This is a genomic window from Pseudomonas sp. FSL W5-0203 (assembly GCF_001896155.1).
GTDB lineage: Bacteria > Pseudomonadota > Gammaproteobacteria > Pseudomonadales > Pseudomonadaceae > Aquipseudomonas > Aquipseudomonas paracarnis.
On record NZ_MPOR01000028.1, the window covers coordinates 29,696 to 45,837 of the forward strand.

At 59.5% G+C, this 16,142-nt stretch carries 13 protein-coding genes; all 13 read left to right on the forward strand.

Annotated elements, in window-relative coordinates:
• Positions 1-15: 15 nt before the first annotated feature.
• On the forward strand, positions 16-771 hold the full coding sequence (gene uppS, locus BOP96_RS21375) for a polyprenyl diphosphate synthase (RefSeq protein WP_003189167.1): 756 nt from the start codon (positions 16-18) through the stop codon (positions 769-771).
• Positions 772-1,578, forward strand: coding sequence for a phosphatidate cytidylyltransferase (locus BOP96_RS21380; RefSeq protein WP_020300964.1), 807 nt, complete (start codon positions 772-774; stop codon positions 1,576-1,578).
• Positions 1,575-2,765, forward strand: a complete 1,191-nt coding sequence (ispC, locus tag BOP96_RS21385; protein WP_019817859.1) for a 1-deoxy-D-xylulose-5-phosphate reductoisomerase — start codon at positions 1,575-1,577, stop codon at positions 2,763-2,765. Before BOP96_RS21380 ends, ispC begins: the two co-directional genes overlap by 4 nt.
• A gap of 53 nt (positions 2,766-2,818) precedes the next feature.
• Positions 2,819-4,171, forward strand: a complete 1,353-nt coding sequence (gene rseP / locus BOP96_RS21390) for a sigma E protease regulator RseP (RefSeq protein WP_014717233.1) — start codon at positions 2,819-2,821, stop codon at positions 4,169-4,171.
• Positions 4,172-4,245: 74 nt separating this feature from the next.
• Complete coding sequence (bamA, locus tag BOP96_RS21395; RefSeq protein WP_014717234.1) at positions 4,246-6,633, forward strand: outer membrane protein assembly factor BamA; 2,388 nt, start codon at positions 4,246-4,248, stop codon at positions 6,631-6,633.
• A 45-nt stretch (positions 6,634-6,678) separates the two neighbouring features.
• On the forward strand, positions 6,679-7,182 hold the full coding sequence (locus tag BOP96_RS21400) for an OmpH family outer membrane protein (RefSeq protein ID WP_003189173.1): 504 nt from the start codon (positions 6,679-6,681) through the stop codon (positions 7,180-7,182).
• Positions 7,183-7,185: 3 nt separating this feature from the next.
• The gene (gene lpxD / locus BOP96_RS21405) at positions 7,186-8,241 is read left to right on the forward strand and encodes a UDP-3-O-(3-hydroxymyristoyl)glucosamine N-acyltransferase (protein WP_014717235.1); all 1,056 of its coding nucleotides are present in this window, start codon (positions 7,186-7,188) and stop codon (positions 8,239-8,241) included.
• Between the two features lie 111 nt (positions 8,242-8,352).
• Positions 8,353-8,793, forward strand: coding sequence for a 3-hydroxyacyl-ACP dehydratase FabZ (gene fabZ / locus BOP96_RS21410; protein ID WP_003172281.1), 441 nt, complete (start codon positions 8,353-8,355; stop codon positions 8,791-8,793).
• The gene (gene lpxA / locus BOP96_RS21415; protein WP_014717236.1) at positions 8,790-9,566 is read left to right on the forward strand and encodes an acyl-ACP--UDP-N-acetylglucosamine O-acyltransferase; all 777 of its coding nucleotides are present in this window, start codon (positions 8,790-8,792) and stop codon (positions 9,564-9,566) included. The genes fabZ and lpxA overlap by 4 nt, the downstream gene beginning before the upstream one ends.
• 2 nt (positions 9,567-9,568) lie before the next feature.
• On the forward strand, positions 9,569-10,708 hold the full coding sequence (gene lpxB, locus BOP96_RS21420) for a lipid-A-disaccharide synthase (RefSeq protein WP_019817858.1): 1,140 nt from the start codon (positions 9,569-9,571) through the stop codon (positions 10,706-10,708).
• Positions 10,709-10,710: 2 nt separating this feature from the next.
• Positions 10,711-11,337, forward strand: coding sequence for a ribonuclease HII (gene rnhB, locus BOP96_RS21425; protein WP_161793220.1), 627 nt, complete (start codon positions 10,711-10,713; stop codon positions 11,335-11,337).
• Positions 11,338-11,413: 76 nt separating this feature from the next.
• Complete coding sequence (dnaE, locus tag BOP96_RS21430; protein ID WP_003189180.1) at positions 11,414-14,935, forward strand: DNA polymerase III subunit alpha; 3,522 nt, start codon at positions 11,414-11,416, stop codon at positions 14,933-14,935.
• 129 nt (positions 14,936-15,064) lie between these two features.
• Positions 15,065-16,012 carry an acetyl-CoA carboxylase carboxyltransferase subunit alpha gene (locus BOP96_RS21435; RefSeq protein ID WP_003189182.1) on the forward strand — a complete coding sequence of 316 codons (948 nt, stop codon included), beginning with the start codon at positions 15,065-15,067 and terminating at the stop codon, positions 16,010-16,012.
• The last annotated feature ends 130 nt before the right edge of the window (positions 16,013-16,142 follow it).

Below are 16,142 nucleotides of genomic sequence, written 5' to 3' on the forward strand. Positions count from 1 at the left end.
GGTCAGGACGCCTTCATGGAAAAGACCAAGCAGACTGTGCCCTCCGTGGTGCCGCGCCATGTCGCGATCATCATGGATGGGAATAATCGCTGGGCGAAAAAACGCTTTATGCCGGGTGTTGCCGGGCATAAAGCGGGTGTTGACGCGGTAAGGGCGGTGATTGAAGTGTGCGCCGAGGCCAAGGTCGAAGTGCTGACCTTGTTCGCGTTCTCCAGTGAGAACTGGCAGCGGCCCGCCGATGAGGTCAGCGCCTTGATGGACCTGTTCTTCAAGGCCTTGCGTCGTGAGGCCAAGCGCCTCAATGACAACAACATCAGTCTGCGCATCATTGGTGATCGTTCGCGGTTCCATCCGGAGCTGCAAACGGCCATGCGCGAAGCCGAGGCCATCACTGCCGGCAGTAACCGTTTTGTACTGCAGATCGCAGCCAACTACGGTGGCCAGTGGGATATCGCCCAGGCTGCACAGCGGCTGGCCCGCGAAGTGCAGGCCGGCCATCTGCGCCCGGACGACATCACGCCCGAACTGTTGCAAACCTGCCTGGTGACCGGCGACCTACCGTTGCCGGACTTGTGCATTCGTACCGGTGGCGAGCATCGCATCAGCAATTTCCTGCTGTGGCAGCTGGCCTACACCGAGCTGTACTTCTCCGACCTGTTCTGGCCGGACTTCAAACACGATGCCATGCGTAATGCACTGGCCGATTTCGCTTCCCGTCAGCGTCGTTTCGGTAAAACGAGCGAGCAGATCGAAGCTGGGGCCCGGGTTTAAATGCTTAAACAACGAATCATCACGGCGCTGATCCTGCTGCCGATTGCCTTGTGCGGTTTTTTCCTGCTCGACGGTTCCGGCTTTGCGCTGTTCATCGGCTTGGTCGTGACCCTTGGGGCGTGGGAATGGGCGCGCCTGGCAGGTTTCGTCAACCAGTTGCCGCGTGTGGCCTACGCCGCCGTGGTCGCGCTGTTGTTGTTCTTCATGTACATCCTGCCGGACATCGCGCCCTGGGTGCTGGGAGCAGCAGTGTTGTGGTGGGCGTTGGCGACGTTCCTGGTACTCACCTATCCACGCACCAGTGGCCAATGGTCCAGCGTGGCCTGCAAGCTGGTGATCGGCCTGGCGATCCTGTTGCCGGCCTGGCAAGGGCTGGTGGAAATCAAGCGTTACCCGCTGGGCAACGAATTGATCCTGGCTGTAATGGTGTTGGTATGGGGTGCTGATATTGGTGCCTACTTCTCGGGTAGAGCCTTTGGCAAACGCAAGCTGGCCCCGGCCGTCAGCCCCGGCAAGAGCTGGGAAGGCGTATACGGCGGCCTGGCCTTGACGCTGCTGATCACCCTGGTGGTCGGTGTGGTGCGTGAATGGTCGGTAAAAGAAGTGCTTCTGGCCTTGCTGGGGACGGCTATTGTCGTCTTCATCTCGGTGGTGGGCGACCTTACCGAGAGCATGTTCAAACGCCAGGCGGGCATCAAGGACAGCAGTAACCTGCTGCCAGGCCATGGCGGTGTGCTTGACCGTATCGACAGCCTCACCGCTGCGCTGCCTATTTTTGCCGTGCTGTTGTGGATGATCGCTTCGTGAGCCGCCTGCAGCAGGTTACGGTGCTGGGCGCGACCGGCTCGGTCGGGCTCAGTACCCTTGACGTCATAGCGCGTCACCCCGATCGCTATCAAGTTTTCGCCCTGACCGGCTTCACGCGTTTGCGCGAGTTGCTGGCCTTGTGCGTGCGTCACTCGCCGCGCTTTGCCGTGGTGCCTGAGGCGGCTGCGGCTCGTAATCTGCAGGAGGATCTGCGGGCTGCCGGGCTGGCTACTCAGGTATTGGTCGGCGAGGCAGGGTTGTGCCAGGTCTCGGCCGATGCGGACGTGGATACCGTCGTGGCGGCGATTGTCGGTGCAGCCGGTTTGCGCCCGACCTTGGCGGCAGTCGATGCTGGCAAGAAAATCCTGCTGGCCAACAAAGAAGCGTTGGTCATGTCCGGCGCACTCTTTATGCAAGCGGTGCGTAAGAGCGGCGCGGTGCTGCTGCCTCTGGACAGCGAGCACAACGCCATCTTCCAGTGCATGCCCGGTGATTTTGCCCGCGGCTTGAGCCAGGTCGGCGTGCGCCGGATTTTGCTGACGGCATCGGGTGGCCCATTCCGCCAGACTCCGTCGGCCGAGCTGGACCATGTGTCTCCCGATCAGGCATGCGCTCACCCGAACTGGTCCATGGGGCGCAAAATCTCCGTGGATTCGGCGAGCATGATGAACAAGGGCCTGGAGTTGATCGAGGCATGCTGGCTGTTCGATGCGCGGCCTGACCAGGTTGAGGTGGTCATTCATCCACAAAGTGTGATCCATTCCCTGGTCGATTATGTGGATGGCTCGGTGTTGGCGCAGTTGGGTAACCCGGACATGCGCACACCGATCGCCAACGCCTTGGCGTGGCCTGAGCGGATTGATTCCGGCGTAGCACCGTTGGACCTGTTTGCAATTGCGCGCCTGGACTTCGAAGCTCCGGACGAGCAGCGTTTCCCTTGTTTGCGCCTGGCGCGGCAAGCGGCCGAGGCGGGTAACAGTGCCCCGGCGATGCTTAACGCGGCCAACGAAGTGGCCGTGGCGGCGTTTCTTGAACGGCGCATCCGCTTTCCGCAGATCGCGAGTATCATCGAGGACGTCCTGGCGCGTGAGCCGGTAGTGGCAGTGAATGACCTGGAGGCGGTGTTCGAGGCTGACACCAAGGCCCGAGCCCTGGCTGGGCAATGGTTGGATCGCAATGCGGGTTAGGCCGTGGGCAGGTTTGAGTCTTCAGGCATTGGATTGAAATGCGGAGAAATTAGATGAGTGCGCTCTACATGATTGTCGGCACCCTGGTTGCTCTGGGTGTGTTGGTGACCTTCCACGAATTCGGCCACTTCTGGGTGGCGCGTCGTTGCGGCGTCAAGGTATTGCGCTTTTCCGTCGGTTTCGGCATGCCGTTGTTGCGCTGGCATGATCGCCGCGGCACTGAGTTTGTCATTGCTGCTATCCCGTTGGGCGGCTACGTCAAGATGCTCGATGAGCGGGAAGGCGAAGTGCCTGCAGACCAATTGGACCAATCCTTCAATCGCAAGACCGTTCGTCAGCGTATCGCGATTGTCGCGGCGGGGCCGATTGCCAACTTCCTGTTGGCGATGGTGTTCTTCTGGGTTTTGGCCATGCTGGGCAGCCAGCAGGTGCGCCCGGTCATTGGCGCGGTCGAAGCCGACAGCATCGCGGCCAAGGCGGGCCTGACGGCAGGGCAGGAAATTGTATCGATTGATGGCGAACCCACCACAGGGTGGGGCGCGGTCAATTTGCAGTTGGTGCGTCGCCTGGGTGAAAGCGGCACCGTCAATGTGGTGGTGCGTGATCAGGACTCCAGCGCCGAAACCCCGCGGGCATTGGCGCTGGACCATTGGCTCAAGGGCGCCGATGAGCCCGATCCGATCAAATCCCTGGGGATCCGCCCTTGGCGTCCGGCCTTGCCGCCGGTGCTGGCCGAACTCGATCCAAAGGGGCCGGCCCAGGCTGCTGGCCTGAAAACCGGTGATCGCCTGTTGGCCCTTGATGGTCAGGCGCTGGGTGACTGGCAGCAGGTGGTCGACCTGGTGCGTGTGCGCCCTGATACCAAAATTGTGCTGAAGGTTGAGCGCGAGGGTGCTCAAATCGACGTCCCCGTGACCTTGTCGGTGCGAGGGGAAGCCAAGGCGGCCGGCGGATACCTGGGTGCCGGGGTCAAAGGTGTCGAATGGCCGCCATCGATGGTGCGAGAGGTCAGTTTCGGGCCTTTGGCCGCGATTGGCGAGGGTGCGAAACGCACCTGGACCATGAGCGTGCTGACCCTCGAATCCCTCAAGAAAATGTTGTTCGGTGAGCTCTCGGTAAAAAACTTGAGTGGACCGATAACCATTGCTAAAGTGGCGGGCGCTTCTGCCCAGTCGGGTGTCGCGGATTTCCTGAATTTCCTGGCTTATCTGAGTATTAGCCTTGGGGTTCTGAATTTGCTGCCCATTCCAGTATTGGATGGGGGGCATCTGCTGTTTTATCTGGTCGAGTGGGTGCGTGGTCGCCCCTTGTCGGATCGGGTGCAGGGTTGGGGGATACAGATTGGTATCAGTTTGGTGGTCGGGGTGATGTTGTTAGCCCTGGTCAACGATCTGGGACGTCTGTAACGCTTCGCTGAATTGCGAATCTGCCGCATTTTGCGGCAGTTTGTTTATTGCCAGTTGGAATAAGAAAGGACTTCATGAAACGTCTGCTGCTAACTGCGGTTCTCACCGTATTGATGATCGCCGAAGTTCACGCCGAGTCCTTCACCATCTCCGATATTCGCGTCAACGGCCTCCAGCGGGTTTCCGCGGGTAGCGTCTTTGGTGCCTTGCCGTTGAACGTCGGGGAACAGGCGGATGATCGTCGCCTGGTGGAATCCACTCGTGCGCTGTTCAAAACGGGGTTCTTTCAAGATATTCAACTGGGTCGCGAAGGTAACGTCCTGGTCATCACGGTCGTCGAGCGACCTTCCGTCGCGAGTATCGCGATCGAAGGTAACAAGGCCATCTCCACTGAAGACCTGATGAAGGGCCTGAAGCAATCGGGCCTGGCCGAGGGCGAGATCTTCCAGCGCGCAACCCTTGAGGGCGTGCGTAACGAGTTGCAACGCCAGTACGTTGCCCAGGGCCGCTACTCCGCGACCGTGGAAACCGAAGTGATCCCCCAGCCTCGTAACCGTGTGGGCCTGAAGGTCAACATCAACGAAGGCACCGTGGCCGCCATCCAGCACATCAACGTCGTGGGCAACACCAAGTTCCCTGATGAAGACCTGGTCGACCTGTTCGAACTCAAGACCACCAACTGGTTGTCGTTCTTCAAGAACGATGACAAGTACGCCCGTGAAAAACTCTCCGGTGACCTGGAACGCCTGCGCTCCTACTACCTGGACCGTGGCTACATCAACATGGACATCGCTTCGACCCAGGTGTCCATCACCCCGGACAAGAAGCATGTCTACATTACCGTCAACGTCAACGAAGGTGAGAAGTACAAGGTTCGTGACGTCAAGCTCAGCGGTGACCTGAAAGTGCCTGAAGACCAGGTCAAGTCCCTGTTGCTGGTGCAGAAGGACCAGGTGTTCTCGCGCAAGCTGATGACCACTACCTCTGAGCTGATCACCCGCCGCCTGGGTAACGAAGGCTATACCTTCGCCAACGTCAACGGCGTGCCGACCCCGAATGATGAAGACCACACCGTGGACATCACCTTCGTCGTCGATCCGGGCAAGCGTGCCTACGTCAACCGCATCAACTTCCGAGGCAACACCAAGTCTGCGGACGAAGTGCTGCGTCGTGAAATGCGTCAGATGGAAGGTGGCTGGGCTTCGACCTACCTGATCGACCAATCCAAGACCCGTCTTGAGCGCCTGGGCTTCTTCAAGGAAGTCAACGTCGAAACCCCGGCCGTACCGGGTGTGGATGACCAGGTTGACGTGAACTACGCCGTTGAAGAACAAGCCTCGGGTTCGATCACTGCCAGTGTCGGTTTCGCCCAGAGCGCCGGTTTGATCCTGGGTGGTTCCATCACGCAGAACAACTTCCTGGGTACCGGTAACCGTGTGTCCATCGGCCTGACCCGCAGCGAATACCAGAGCCGATACAACTTCGGCTACACCGACCCCTACTGGACCGCAGACGGTGTGAGCCTGGGCTACAACGCCTTCTACCGCACCACCGACTACAAAGACCTCGATGTTGACGTTGCAAGCTATGCGATCGACAGCCTGGGTGCTGGTGTCAACGTGGGTTACCCGATCAGCGAAACCTCGCGCCTGACCTTTGGCCTTACCGCCCAGCAGGATGAGATCAAGACCGGTGTGTACACCGTGGACGAAATCTTCGACTTCACCCGTCGTGAAGGCGACAAGTTCCTGAACTTCAAGGCGTCTGCCGGTTGGTCCGAGTCGACCCTGAACAAAGGCGTACTGGCAACCCGCGGCCACTCCCAGAGCCTGACTGCGGAAGTCACCACGCCGGGCAGCGACCTGTCGTTCTTCAAGCTCGACTACCGTGGCCAGTTGTTCCAGCCGTTGAGCGATAACTACACCATGCGCCTGCACACAGAGCTGGGCTATGGCGACGGTTATGGTTCGACCGATGGCTTGCCGTTCTATGAAAACTACTATGCAGGTGGTTTCAATTCGGTACGTGGTTTCAAGGACAGCACCTTGGGTCCGCGTGGTACGCCAAGCCGCGGTGTTGACCGGACTGGTAACCAGGGCACTGTCGCTGACTCGGACAACGACCCGCTGCCATTCGGTGGTAACGTGTTGATCCAGGGTGGTGCGGAGATTCTGTTCCCGCTGCCGTTCGTCAAGGACCAGCGTTCCCTGCGTACTTCGGTCTTCTGGGACGTGGGTAACGTGTTCGACTCCAAGTGCGAACAGATCAAGAACCCAAGTGGCTTGAAGTCCAACACTCAGTGCAACGACGTAAGCCTCAGCAACTTGGCGAGCTCCGTGGGCGTGGGTGTGACCTGGGTGACTGCGCTGGGCCCGTTGAGCTTTGCTCTGGCCATGCCGATCAAGAAACCGGATAACGCTGAAACCCAGATTTTCCAATTCTCCCTCGGCCAGACGTTCTAAGCGTCTGACCTAAGATAACGACAACGGATTCTGTAGGAGTACATCGTGCGTAAGTTGACTCAATTGGTCTTGCTGGCCACTGTGCTGGTCACCACCCCGGCCTTCGCCGAAATGAAAATCGCGGTCCTGAACTATCAGATGGCCCTGCTGGAATCCGATGCGGCCAAGCGATATGCCGTGGATGCCGAGAAGAAATTCGGTCCGCAACTGACCAAACTCAAGACGCTGGAAAGCAGCGCCAAGGGTATCCAGGACCGCCTGGTAGCCGGTGGCGACAAAATGCAGCAAGGCGAGCGCGAGCGTCTGGAGCTTGAATTCAAGCAAAAGGCCCGTGACTACCAGTTCCAATCCAAGGAGCTGAACGAAGCCAAGGCTGTGGCCGACCGCGAAATGCTCAAGCAGCTCAAGCCTAAATTGGACAGCGCTGTGGAAGAAGTCATCAAGAAGGGTGCCTTTGACCTGGTGTTCGAGCGTGGCGCCGTGATCGACGTCAAGCCTCAATACGACATCACCCGCCAGGTGATCGAGCGCATGAACCAGCTGAAGTAAACCATGACAGCGACTATCAAGCTCGGCGAGTTGGCCGAGTTCCTGGGGGCCACCTTACGTGGCTCCAAGGAGAAAGAAATCACTGGGCTAGCCACCTTGCAGGAGGCTGGCCCAGCTCAGTTGAGCTTCCTCGCAAATCCTCAATACCGTAAATACCTGGTCGACTGCCAGGCCGCAGCCGTGTTGCTGAAGGCCGCTGACGCCGAAGGGTTTACCGGGGATGCGCTGGTGGTGGCCGACCCGTACCTGTCGTACGCCAAGGCGTCGCACCTGTTCGATCCCAAGCCGAAGGCGGCTGGCGGTATTCACCCGTCTGCCGTGATCGCCGAGGATGCCCAGGTTGACCCTGCCGCCAGCATCGGTGCGTTTGCCGTGATCGAGAGCGGGGCGCGTATTGGTGCTGGTGTCACCGTGGGTGCCCACTGCTTTATCGGTGCACGCTGTGAAATTGGTGCCGATGGTTGGCTAGCCCCCCGCGTGACGCTCTACCACGATGTGCGTATTGGTCAACGTGTGGTCATACAGTCCGGTGCTGTTATCGGCGGCGAAGGCTTTGGCTTTGCCAACTCCAAAGGTGTCTGGCACAAGATTGCCCAGGTCGGTGGCGTATTGATCGGCGATGATGTGGAGATCGGCGTGAACACCGCCGTGGATCGCGGGGCCCTGGCCGATACTGTGATCGGTAACGGTGTAAAGCTCGATAACCAGATCCAGATCGCCCACAACGTACAGATTGGCGATCACACCGCCATGGCCGCCTGCGTAGGTATTTCCGGCAGCACCAAGATCGGCAAGCATTGCATGCTCGCCGGTGGCGTAGGGCTGGTGGGGCATATCGACATTTGCGACAACGTCTTCATCACCGGCATGACCATGGTGACCCACTCGATCACAGAGCCAGGGGCCTATTCATCCGGTACCGCGATGCAACCTGCGGCCGAATGGCGCAAGAGTGCCGCGCGTTTGAGGAAGATCGACGACATGGCACGACGTATCAAACAGCTTGAAAAGCGTGTCGGGGACGTGACCCCTGGCGGTAATGCTTCATCAGAAGGCTGATACCATTTCCATATCAAGTGTGCGCGGCCGCTAGACGGCCTCCTTGATTTGCTAGCGGGGCGTGCGCCTAGTGCGCCCGCCCCCAATCTTTATTACAGGCTTCCCCCCGAAATGATGGACATCAACGAGATTCGCGAATACCTGCCTCACCGTTACCCGTTCCTGCTGGTGGACCGCGTAGTGGACCTCAACGTCGAGGAAAAGCGCATTCGTGCCTACAAGAATGTCAGCATCAACGAACCATTCTTCAATGGTCACTTTCCTGCGCATCCAATCATGCCAGGTGTGTTGATCATCGAAGCCATGGCCCAGGCTGCCGGTATCCTTGGTTTCAAAATGCTCGACCTCAAGCCTGCCGACGGCACGCTTTACTATTTCGTGGGTTCCGACAAACTGCGTTTTCGCAACCCGGTCACCCCGGGTGACCAGTTGATCCTGGAAGCCAAGTTCATCAGTTGCAAACGCCAGATCTGGAAGTTTGAATGCCAGGCCTCGGTAGATGGCAAGCCGGTGTGCTCTGCCGAGATCATCTGTGCGGAACGCAAACTATGAGTTTGATTGACCCTCGCGCAATCATCGATCCGTCGGCCGTACTGGCCGCCGACGTTGAGGTCGGCCCTTGGTCGATCGTCGGCGCAGGTGTGGAAATCGGCGAGGGGACTGTCATCGGGCCGCACGTGATCCTCAAGGGTCCCACCCGAATTGGCAAACACAATCGTATCTACCAGTTTTCCTCGGTAGGCGAAGACACCCCGGACATGAAGTACAAGGGTGAAGAAACACGCCTGGTCATCGGTGACCACAACATCATTCGTGAAGGCGTCACCATTCACCGCGGCACCGTGCAGGATCGCGCCGAAACCACCTTGGGTGATCACAATCTGGTCATGGCCTATGCGCACATCGGCCATGACAGCGTGATCGGCAACCATTGTATTCTGGTCAACAACACTGCGTTGGCAGGCCATGTGCACGTTGATGACTGGGCGATCCTCTCCGGTTTTACCCTGGTGCATCAATACTGCCACATCGGCGCCCACAGCTTTTCCGGCATGGGCACCGCCATCGGCAAGGATGTCCCGGCGTTCGTGACGGTGTTCGGCAACCCTGCCGAAGCCCGTAGCATGAACTTCGAGGGCATGCGTCGTCGCGGTTTCAGCGAAGACGCCATCCACGCCCTGCGCCGTGCCTACAAGACGGTTTACCGCCAAGGGTTGACCGTGGAACAGGCCTTGGCCGAGTTGGCCGAGCCTGCCACGCAGTTCTCGGAAGTCGCGGTGTTCCGTGACTCCATCCAGACCTCGACTCGCGGCATCACTCGCTGATCATGGCCACTCTGCGTATTGCGCTCGTGGCCGGTGAAGCTTCCGGCGATATCCTGGGTGCCGGCTTGATGCGGGCGCTCAAGGCCCAGCATCCGGCGGTGGAATTTATCGGGGTCGGTGGCCCGTTGATGCAGGCCGAAGGCCTCACCTCCTACTTCCCCATGGAGCGCCTGTCGGTCATGGGGCTGGTGGAAGTCTTGGGGCGCCTGCGTGAGCTGCTGGCTCGCCGCAAGCTGTTGATCAAGACACTGATCGAAGAAAAGCCTGACGTCTTTATCGGCATCGATGCGCCGGATTTCACGCTCAATATCGAACTCAAGTTGCGCCAGGCCGGGATCAAGACCGTGCACTACGTCAGCCCATCCGTGTGGGCGTGGCGCCAGAAGCGTGTGTTGAAAATCCGCGAAGGCTGCGACCTGATGCTGACCTTGCTGCCATTCGAAGCCCGGTTCTACGAAGAGAAGGGCGTGCCGGTGCGGTTTGTCGGCCACACCCTGGCTGACGCCATTCCCTTGCAAGCTGATCGTGCGGCTGCGCGTGCCGAGCTGGGCTTGCGCGATGGCCCCTTGGTTGCGTTGATGCCAGGGAGCCGTGGCGGCGAGGTAGGACGTTTGGGAGCGCTGTTTTTTGATGCCGCCGAACGTCTCCAGGCGCAAAAGCCGGGGATCCGCTTTGTACTGCCCTGTGCCAGCCCACAACGCCGTGCCCAGATCGAAACCCTGCTGGAAGGTCGCAGCCTGCCGTTGACGCTGCTCGATGGCCAGTCCCACCTGGCCCTGGCAGCCTGCGATGCGGTGTTGATCGCCTCGGGCACCGCCACGCTTGAGGCCTTGCTGTACAAGCGGCCGATGGTCGTGGCCTATCGCCTGGCGCCACTGACCTTCTGGATTCTCAAGCGCATGGTCAAGAGCCCTTACATTTCCTTGCCCAACCTGTTGGCCCAGCGCCTGCTGGTGCCGGAGTTGTTGCAGGACGATGCAACGCCCGACGCGCTTGCGCAAACCCTACTACCCTTGATCGACGGCGGCGAAGAGCAGACCCGTGGTTTCGACGATATTCACCGCACGTTACGCCGTGACGCCTCGAACCAGGCGGCCGACGCCGTGTTGACCTTGATCGGCCATAAACAGGAAGCCTTATGACCATGCAAATGGGCCTGGATTTCAGCCTCGTTGCCCAGGCCCACGAACTGGTGGCGGGTGTTGACGAAGTCGGGCGCGGTCCGCTCTGTGGCGCAGTGGTTACGGCGGCGGTGATCCTTGATCCGAACCGCCCGATCCTGGGGCTCAACGATTCGAAGAAGCTCACCGAAGCCCGTCGCGAAAAACTCTATGACGAAATCTGTGAAAAAGCCCTGAGCTGGCATATCGCCCGGGCTGAAGTCGAAGAAATCGACGAGCTGAATATCCTGCACGCCACCATGCTGGCGATGCAGCGTGCTGTGGAAGGGCTGCACATCACCCCGAAAATGGCGATGATCGACGGTAACCGCTGCCCTAAACTGACAATGCCGTCCGAAGCGGTGGTCAAGGGCGATAGCAAGGTTCCGGCCATTGCGGCTGCCTCGATCCTGGCCAAGGTCAGCCGCGACCGTGAAATGGCCGCGTTCGAATTGATCTATCCCGGCTACGGCATTGGTGGCCATAAAGGCTACCCGACCCCCGTTCATCTGGAAGCTCTGGCTCGGCTCGGCCCCACCCCGATCCATCGCCGCTCGTTTGCCCCGGTGCGCCAGGCTTATGAGGCCCGTGAAAGTCTGATCGAGGTTTAGCAGCAAGGCTGATGTTTTTACCCAGGCCCGGTACAATCCGGGCCTTGTTGTTTTCATGTATCAAGACAGGATCACTATGCCGGCTTCATTCGTTCATCTACGCCTGCACACTGAGTACTCCCTGGTCGACGGCCTGGTACGGATCAAACCGCTGGTCAAAACCCTGGTGGGCATGAACATGCCTGCGGTCGCGGTTACCGACCAGAACAACATGTGTTCCCTGGTCAAGTTCTACAAGAACGCCATGGGCGCCGGCATCAAGCCGATCTGCGGCGCCGACCTCTGGCTGTCCAACAAAGACCCGGATAACCCCCTGAGCCGCATCAGCCTGCTGGCGATGAACGGCGTGGGTTATCGCAACCTCACCGAACTGATCTCCCGTGGCTTTATCGATGGCCAGCGTAACGGCTCGATCATCATCGAGCGCGAGTGGGTGGCCGAAGCCAGCGAAGGCCTGATCATGCTCTCGGCGGCCAAAGAGGGCGAAATCGGTATCGCGCTGCTGGGCGGCAACCCTCAGGAAGCCGAAGTGCTGGCGCGTGAGTGGATGCAGGTGTTCCCAGGCCGGTTCTACCTGGAAGTCCAGCGCACCAACCGTCCCAACGATGAAGAGCATCTGCACGCTGCCGTCGCCCTGGCCGATAAGCTGGGTGCGCCGCTGGTGGCGACCAACGATGTGCGCTTTATCAAGAAAGAAGACTTCGAAGCCCACGAAACCCGCGTGTGCATCGGTGAAGGCCGGGCCCTGGATGACCCGCGCCGCTCGAAGAACTACAGCGAAGAGCAGTACCTCAAAAGCGCCGAGGAAATGGCGGAGCTGTTCAGCGACTTGCCCGAGGCCCTGGAAAACTCCGTCGAGATCGCCAAGCGCTGCAACATCGAAGTAAAGCTGGGCAAGCACTTTTTGCCCAACTTCCCGATTCCCGATGGCATGACCATCGACGAATACTTTCGCAAAGTGTCGTTCGATGGCCTGGAGGAACGCCTCAGCGTCCTGCTGCCCAAGGACACCACCGAGGACTACGAAGCCAAGCGCCAGGTGTATGTCGATCGGTTGAATTTCGAGCTGGATATCATCATCCAGATGGGGTTCCCCGGCTACTTCCTGATCGTAATGGACTTTATCCAGTGGGCGAAAAACAACGGCGTGCCGGTAGGTCCGGGCCGGGGGTCAGGTGCTGGCTCGCTGGTGGCCTACGTACAGAAGATCACCGACCTTGACCCGCTTGAATATGACCTGCTGTTCGAACGGTTCCTGAACCCGGAACGGGTATCCATGCCCGACTTCGACGTCGACTTCTGCATGGATGGTCGTGACCGCGTCATTGAATACGTGGCCGAGAAATACGGCCGCAACGCAGTAAGTCAGATCATCACCTTCGGTTCCATGGCCGCCAAAGCGGTAATTCGCGACGTGGCGCGGGTGCAGGGCAAGTCCTACGGTTTGGCCGACCGCCTGTCGAAGATGATCCCGTTCGAAGTCGGCATGACCCTGGAAAAAGCCTACGAGCAGGAAGAAATCCTGCGCGACTTCATCAAGGTCGATGAAGAAGCCGCCGAAATCTGGGACATGGCGCGCAAGCTCGAAGGCGTGGTGCGTAACGTCGGTAAACACGCTGGTGGCGTGGTTATTGCGCCGACCAAGCTCACCGACTTTTCGCCGATCTATTGCGATGAAGAAGGCGACGGCCTGGTCACCCAGTTCGACAAGGACGACGTGGAGGCCGCCGGCCTGGTGAAGTTCGACTTCCTCGGCCTGCGGACCCTGACGATCATCGACTGGGCACTCAAGACCATCAACCGCGACCGTGCCAAGGTCGGCGAAGAACCGCTGGATATCGCGTTTATCCCGCTGGACGACAAACCGACCTATAGCCTGCTGCAAAAAGCCGAAACCACGGCGGTGTTCCAGCTTGAATCCCGGGGCATGAAGGAGCTGATCAAAAAGCTCAAGCCCGACTGCCTGGAAGACTTGATCGCACTGGTGGCCCTGTTCCGTCCGGGCCCGCTGCAATCGGGCATGGTGGATGACTTCATCAACCGTAAACACGGCCGCGCCGAGCTGGCTTACCCGCACTCCGACTACCAGTACGAGGGCCTCAAGCCCGTACTGGCGCCGACCTACGGCATCATCCTGTACCAGGAACAGGTGATGCAGATCGCCCAGGTGATGGCCGGCTACACCCTCGGCGGTGCGGACATGCTGCGTCGCGCCATGGGTAAGAAAAAGCCCGAGGAAATGGCCAAGCAGCGCGGCGGTTTCATTGAAGGTTGCGCCACCAACAACATCGATGCCGACCTGGCCGGTAACATCTTCGACCTGGTAGAAAAATTCGCCGGTTATGGCTTCAACAAATCCCACTCCGCCGCCTATGGCCTGGTGTCGTACCAGACCGCCTGGTTGAAAGCCCACTACCCGGCACCGTTCATGGCGGCGGTACTCTCGGCGGATATGCACAACACCGACAAGGTCGTGACCTTGATCGAGGAAGTGCGCACCATGAAGCTGCGCCTCGACGCGCCGGACGTGAACGCTTCGGAGTTCAAGTTCACGGTGAACGACGAAGGCCGCATCATCTATGGCCTCGGCGCGATCAAAGGCGTGGGCGAAGGTCCGGTGGAGGCCATTACCGAAGCGCGTCAGGACGGGCCGTTCAAGGACCTGTTCGATTTCTGCGCGCGGGTGGATCTCAAGCGCATCAACAAACGTACCCTCGATGGCCTGATCCGCAGCGGCGCACTCGACCGTCTTGGCCCGTATTTTCATGATGAGCCCAAGGCTTACCAGGCCAATATCGATCGTAACCGGGCGGTGCTGCTGACCGCCATGGAAGAGGCGATCAAGGCCGCCGAGCAGACCGCTCGTACCCATGACAGCGGCCACGCCGACCTGTTTGGCGGGCTGTTCGTCGAAGAGGATGCGGATGTCTACGCGAATCACCGCAAGGCCAAGGAGCTGACTCTGAAGGAACGCCTCAAGGGTGAAAAAGACACCTTGGGCCTGTACCTCACCGGTCACCCGATTGACGAGTACGAAGGCGAAATCCGCCGTTTTGCCCGTCAGCGCATCATCGACCTCAAACCGGCGCGGGATACCCAGACCGTCGCCGGTATGATCATCGCCCTGCGGGTGATGAAAAATAAGAAGGGTGACAAGATGGGCTTCATCACCCTCGATGACCGCTCGGGCCGCATCGAAGCGTCATTGTTTGCCGACGCGTTTCACTCCGCCCAATCGCTGTTGCAGACCGACGCCATGGTGGTGGTGGAAGGGGAGGTCAGCAATGATGACTTCTCCGGTGGCCTGCGCCTGCGCATCAAGCGCGTGATGAGCATGGAAGACGCCCGCACCAACCTGGCCGAAAGCCTGCGCCTGAAGGTCAAAACCGAAGCGCTTAAAGGCGATCAGCTACGCTGGTTGGGTGACCTGCTAAAACGCCATCGTGGCGCATGCCCGGTGACCATGGAATACACCGGCAGCGATGCCAAGGCCATGTTGCAGTTTGGTGAGACGTGGCGAATTGATCCCGCTGATGGCTTGATTCAAGCTTTGCGTGACCAGTTCGGGCGAGACAACGTCTTCCTCCAATACCGTTGACGGTCAGATAGATCTGATCTCGACTAAACATTTAATCTCGACCTAAACGCGCCTCTCCCTTAAGGTAGGGCGCGAATAGACAACCGGCTGGCCAGGCACCCCTTGGCCGTCGACCCAAGACGGACGCTTATGAACCCGAATTTTCTTGATTTCGAACAGCCGATCGCTGACCTGCAAGCCAAGATCGAAGAGCTGCGCCTGGTCGGCAATGACAATTCGCTGAACATCGGTGATGAAATCGCTCGCCTGCAAGACAAGAGCAGCACGCTCACCGAAGACATCTTCGGCAAGCTGACCAGCTGGCAGATCGCGCGCCTGGCTCGCCACCCGCGCCGTCCCTACACCCTGGACTACATCGAACACATCTTCACCGAGTTCGACGAGTTGCACGGCGACCGTCATTTCTCCGACGACGCAGCCATTGTGGGTGGTATCGCTCGCCTGGACGACCAACCGGTGATGGTGATCGGTCATCAGAAAGGCCGTGAAGTGCGCGAGAAAGTACGCCGCAACTTCGGCATGCCGCGCCCGGAAGGCTATCGCAAGGCGTGCCGCCTGATGGAAATGGCCGAGCGCTTCAAGATGCCTATCCTGACCTTCATCGACACGCCGGGTGCCTACCCGGGTATCGACGCCGAAGAGCGCAACCAGAGCGAAGCGATTGCCTGGAACCTGCGCGTCATGGCGCGCCTGAAAACCCCGATCATCGCCACTGTGATTGGTGAAGGTGGTTCCGGCGGTGCCCTGGCCATTGGTGTCTGCGACCAACTGAACATGTTGCAGTACTCGACCTACGCGGTGATCTCGCCGGAAGGTTGTGCCTCGATCCTGTGGAAAACCGCCGAAAAGGCGCCGGACGCTGCCGAAGCCATGGGCATCACCGCCGATCGCCTCAAAGGCCTGGGTATCGTGGACAAGGTCATCGCCGAGCCACTGGGCGGCGCTCACCGTGATCCGGCTGCCGCTGCTGCGACCATCCGTGCCGAGTTGGGGTCGCAACTGGCGATGCTCAAGAAGCTGGATAACGAAGCGCTGCTGGCTCGTCGTTATGAGCGCCTGATGAGCTACGGCCTCTAAGCCGACGCTGTACTCAATGTGGTAGCCGGCTTGTGTGGGAGCTGGCTTGCCTGCGATAGCATCACCTTGGTATCACTGATACACCGAGGTGCCTGCATCGCGGGCAAGCCCGGCTCCCACATTTGCTTTG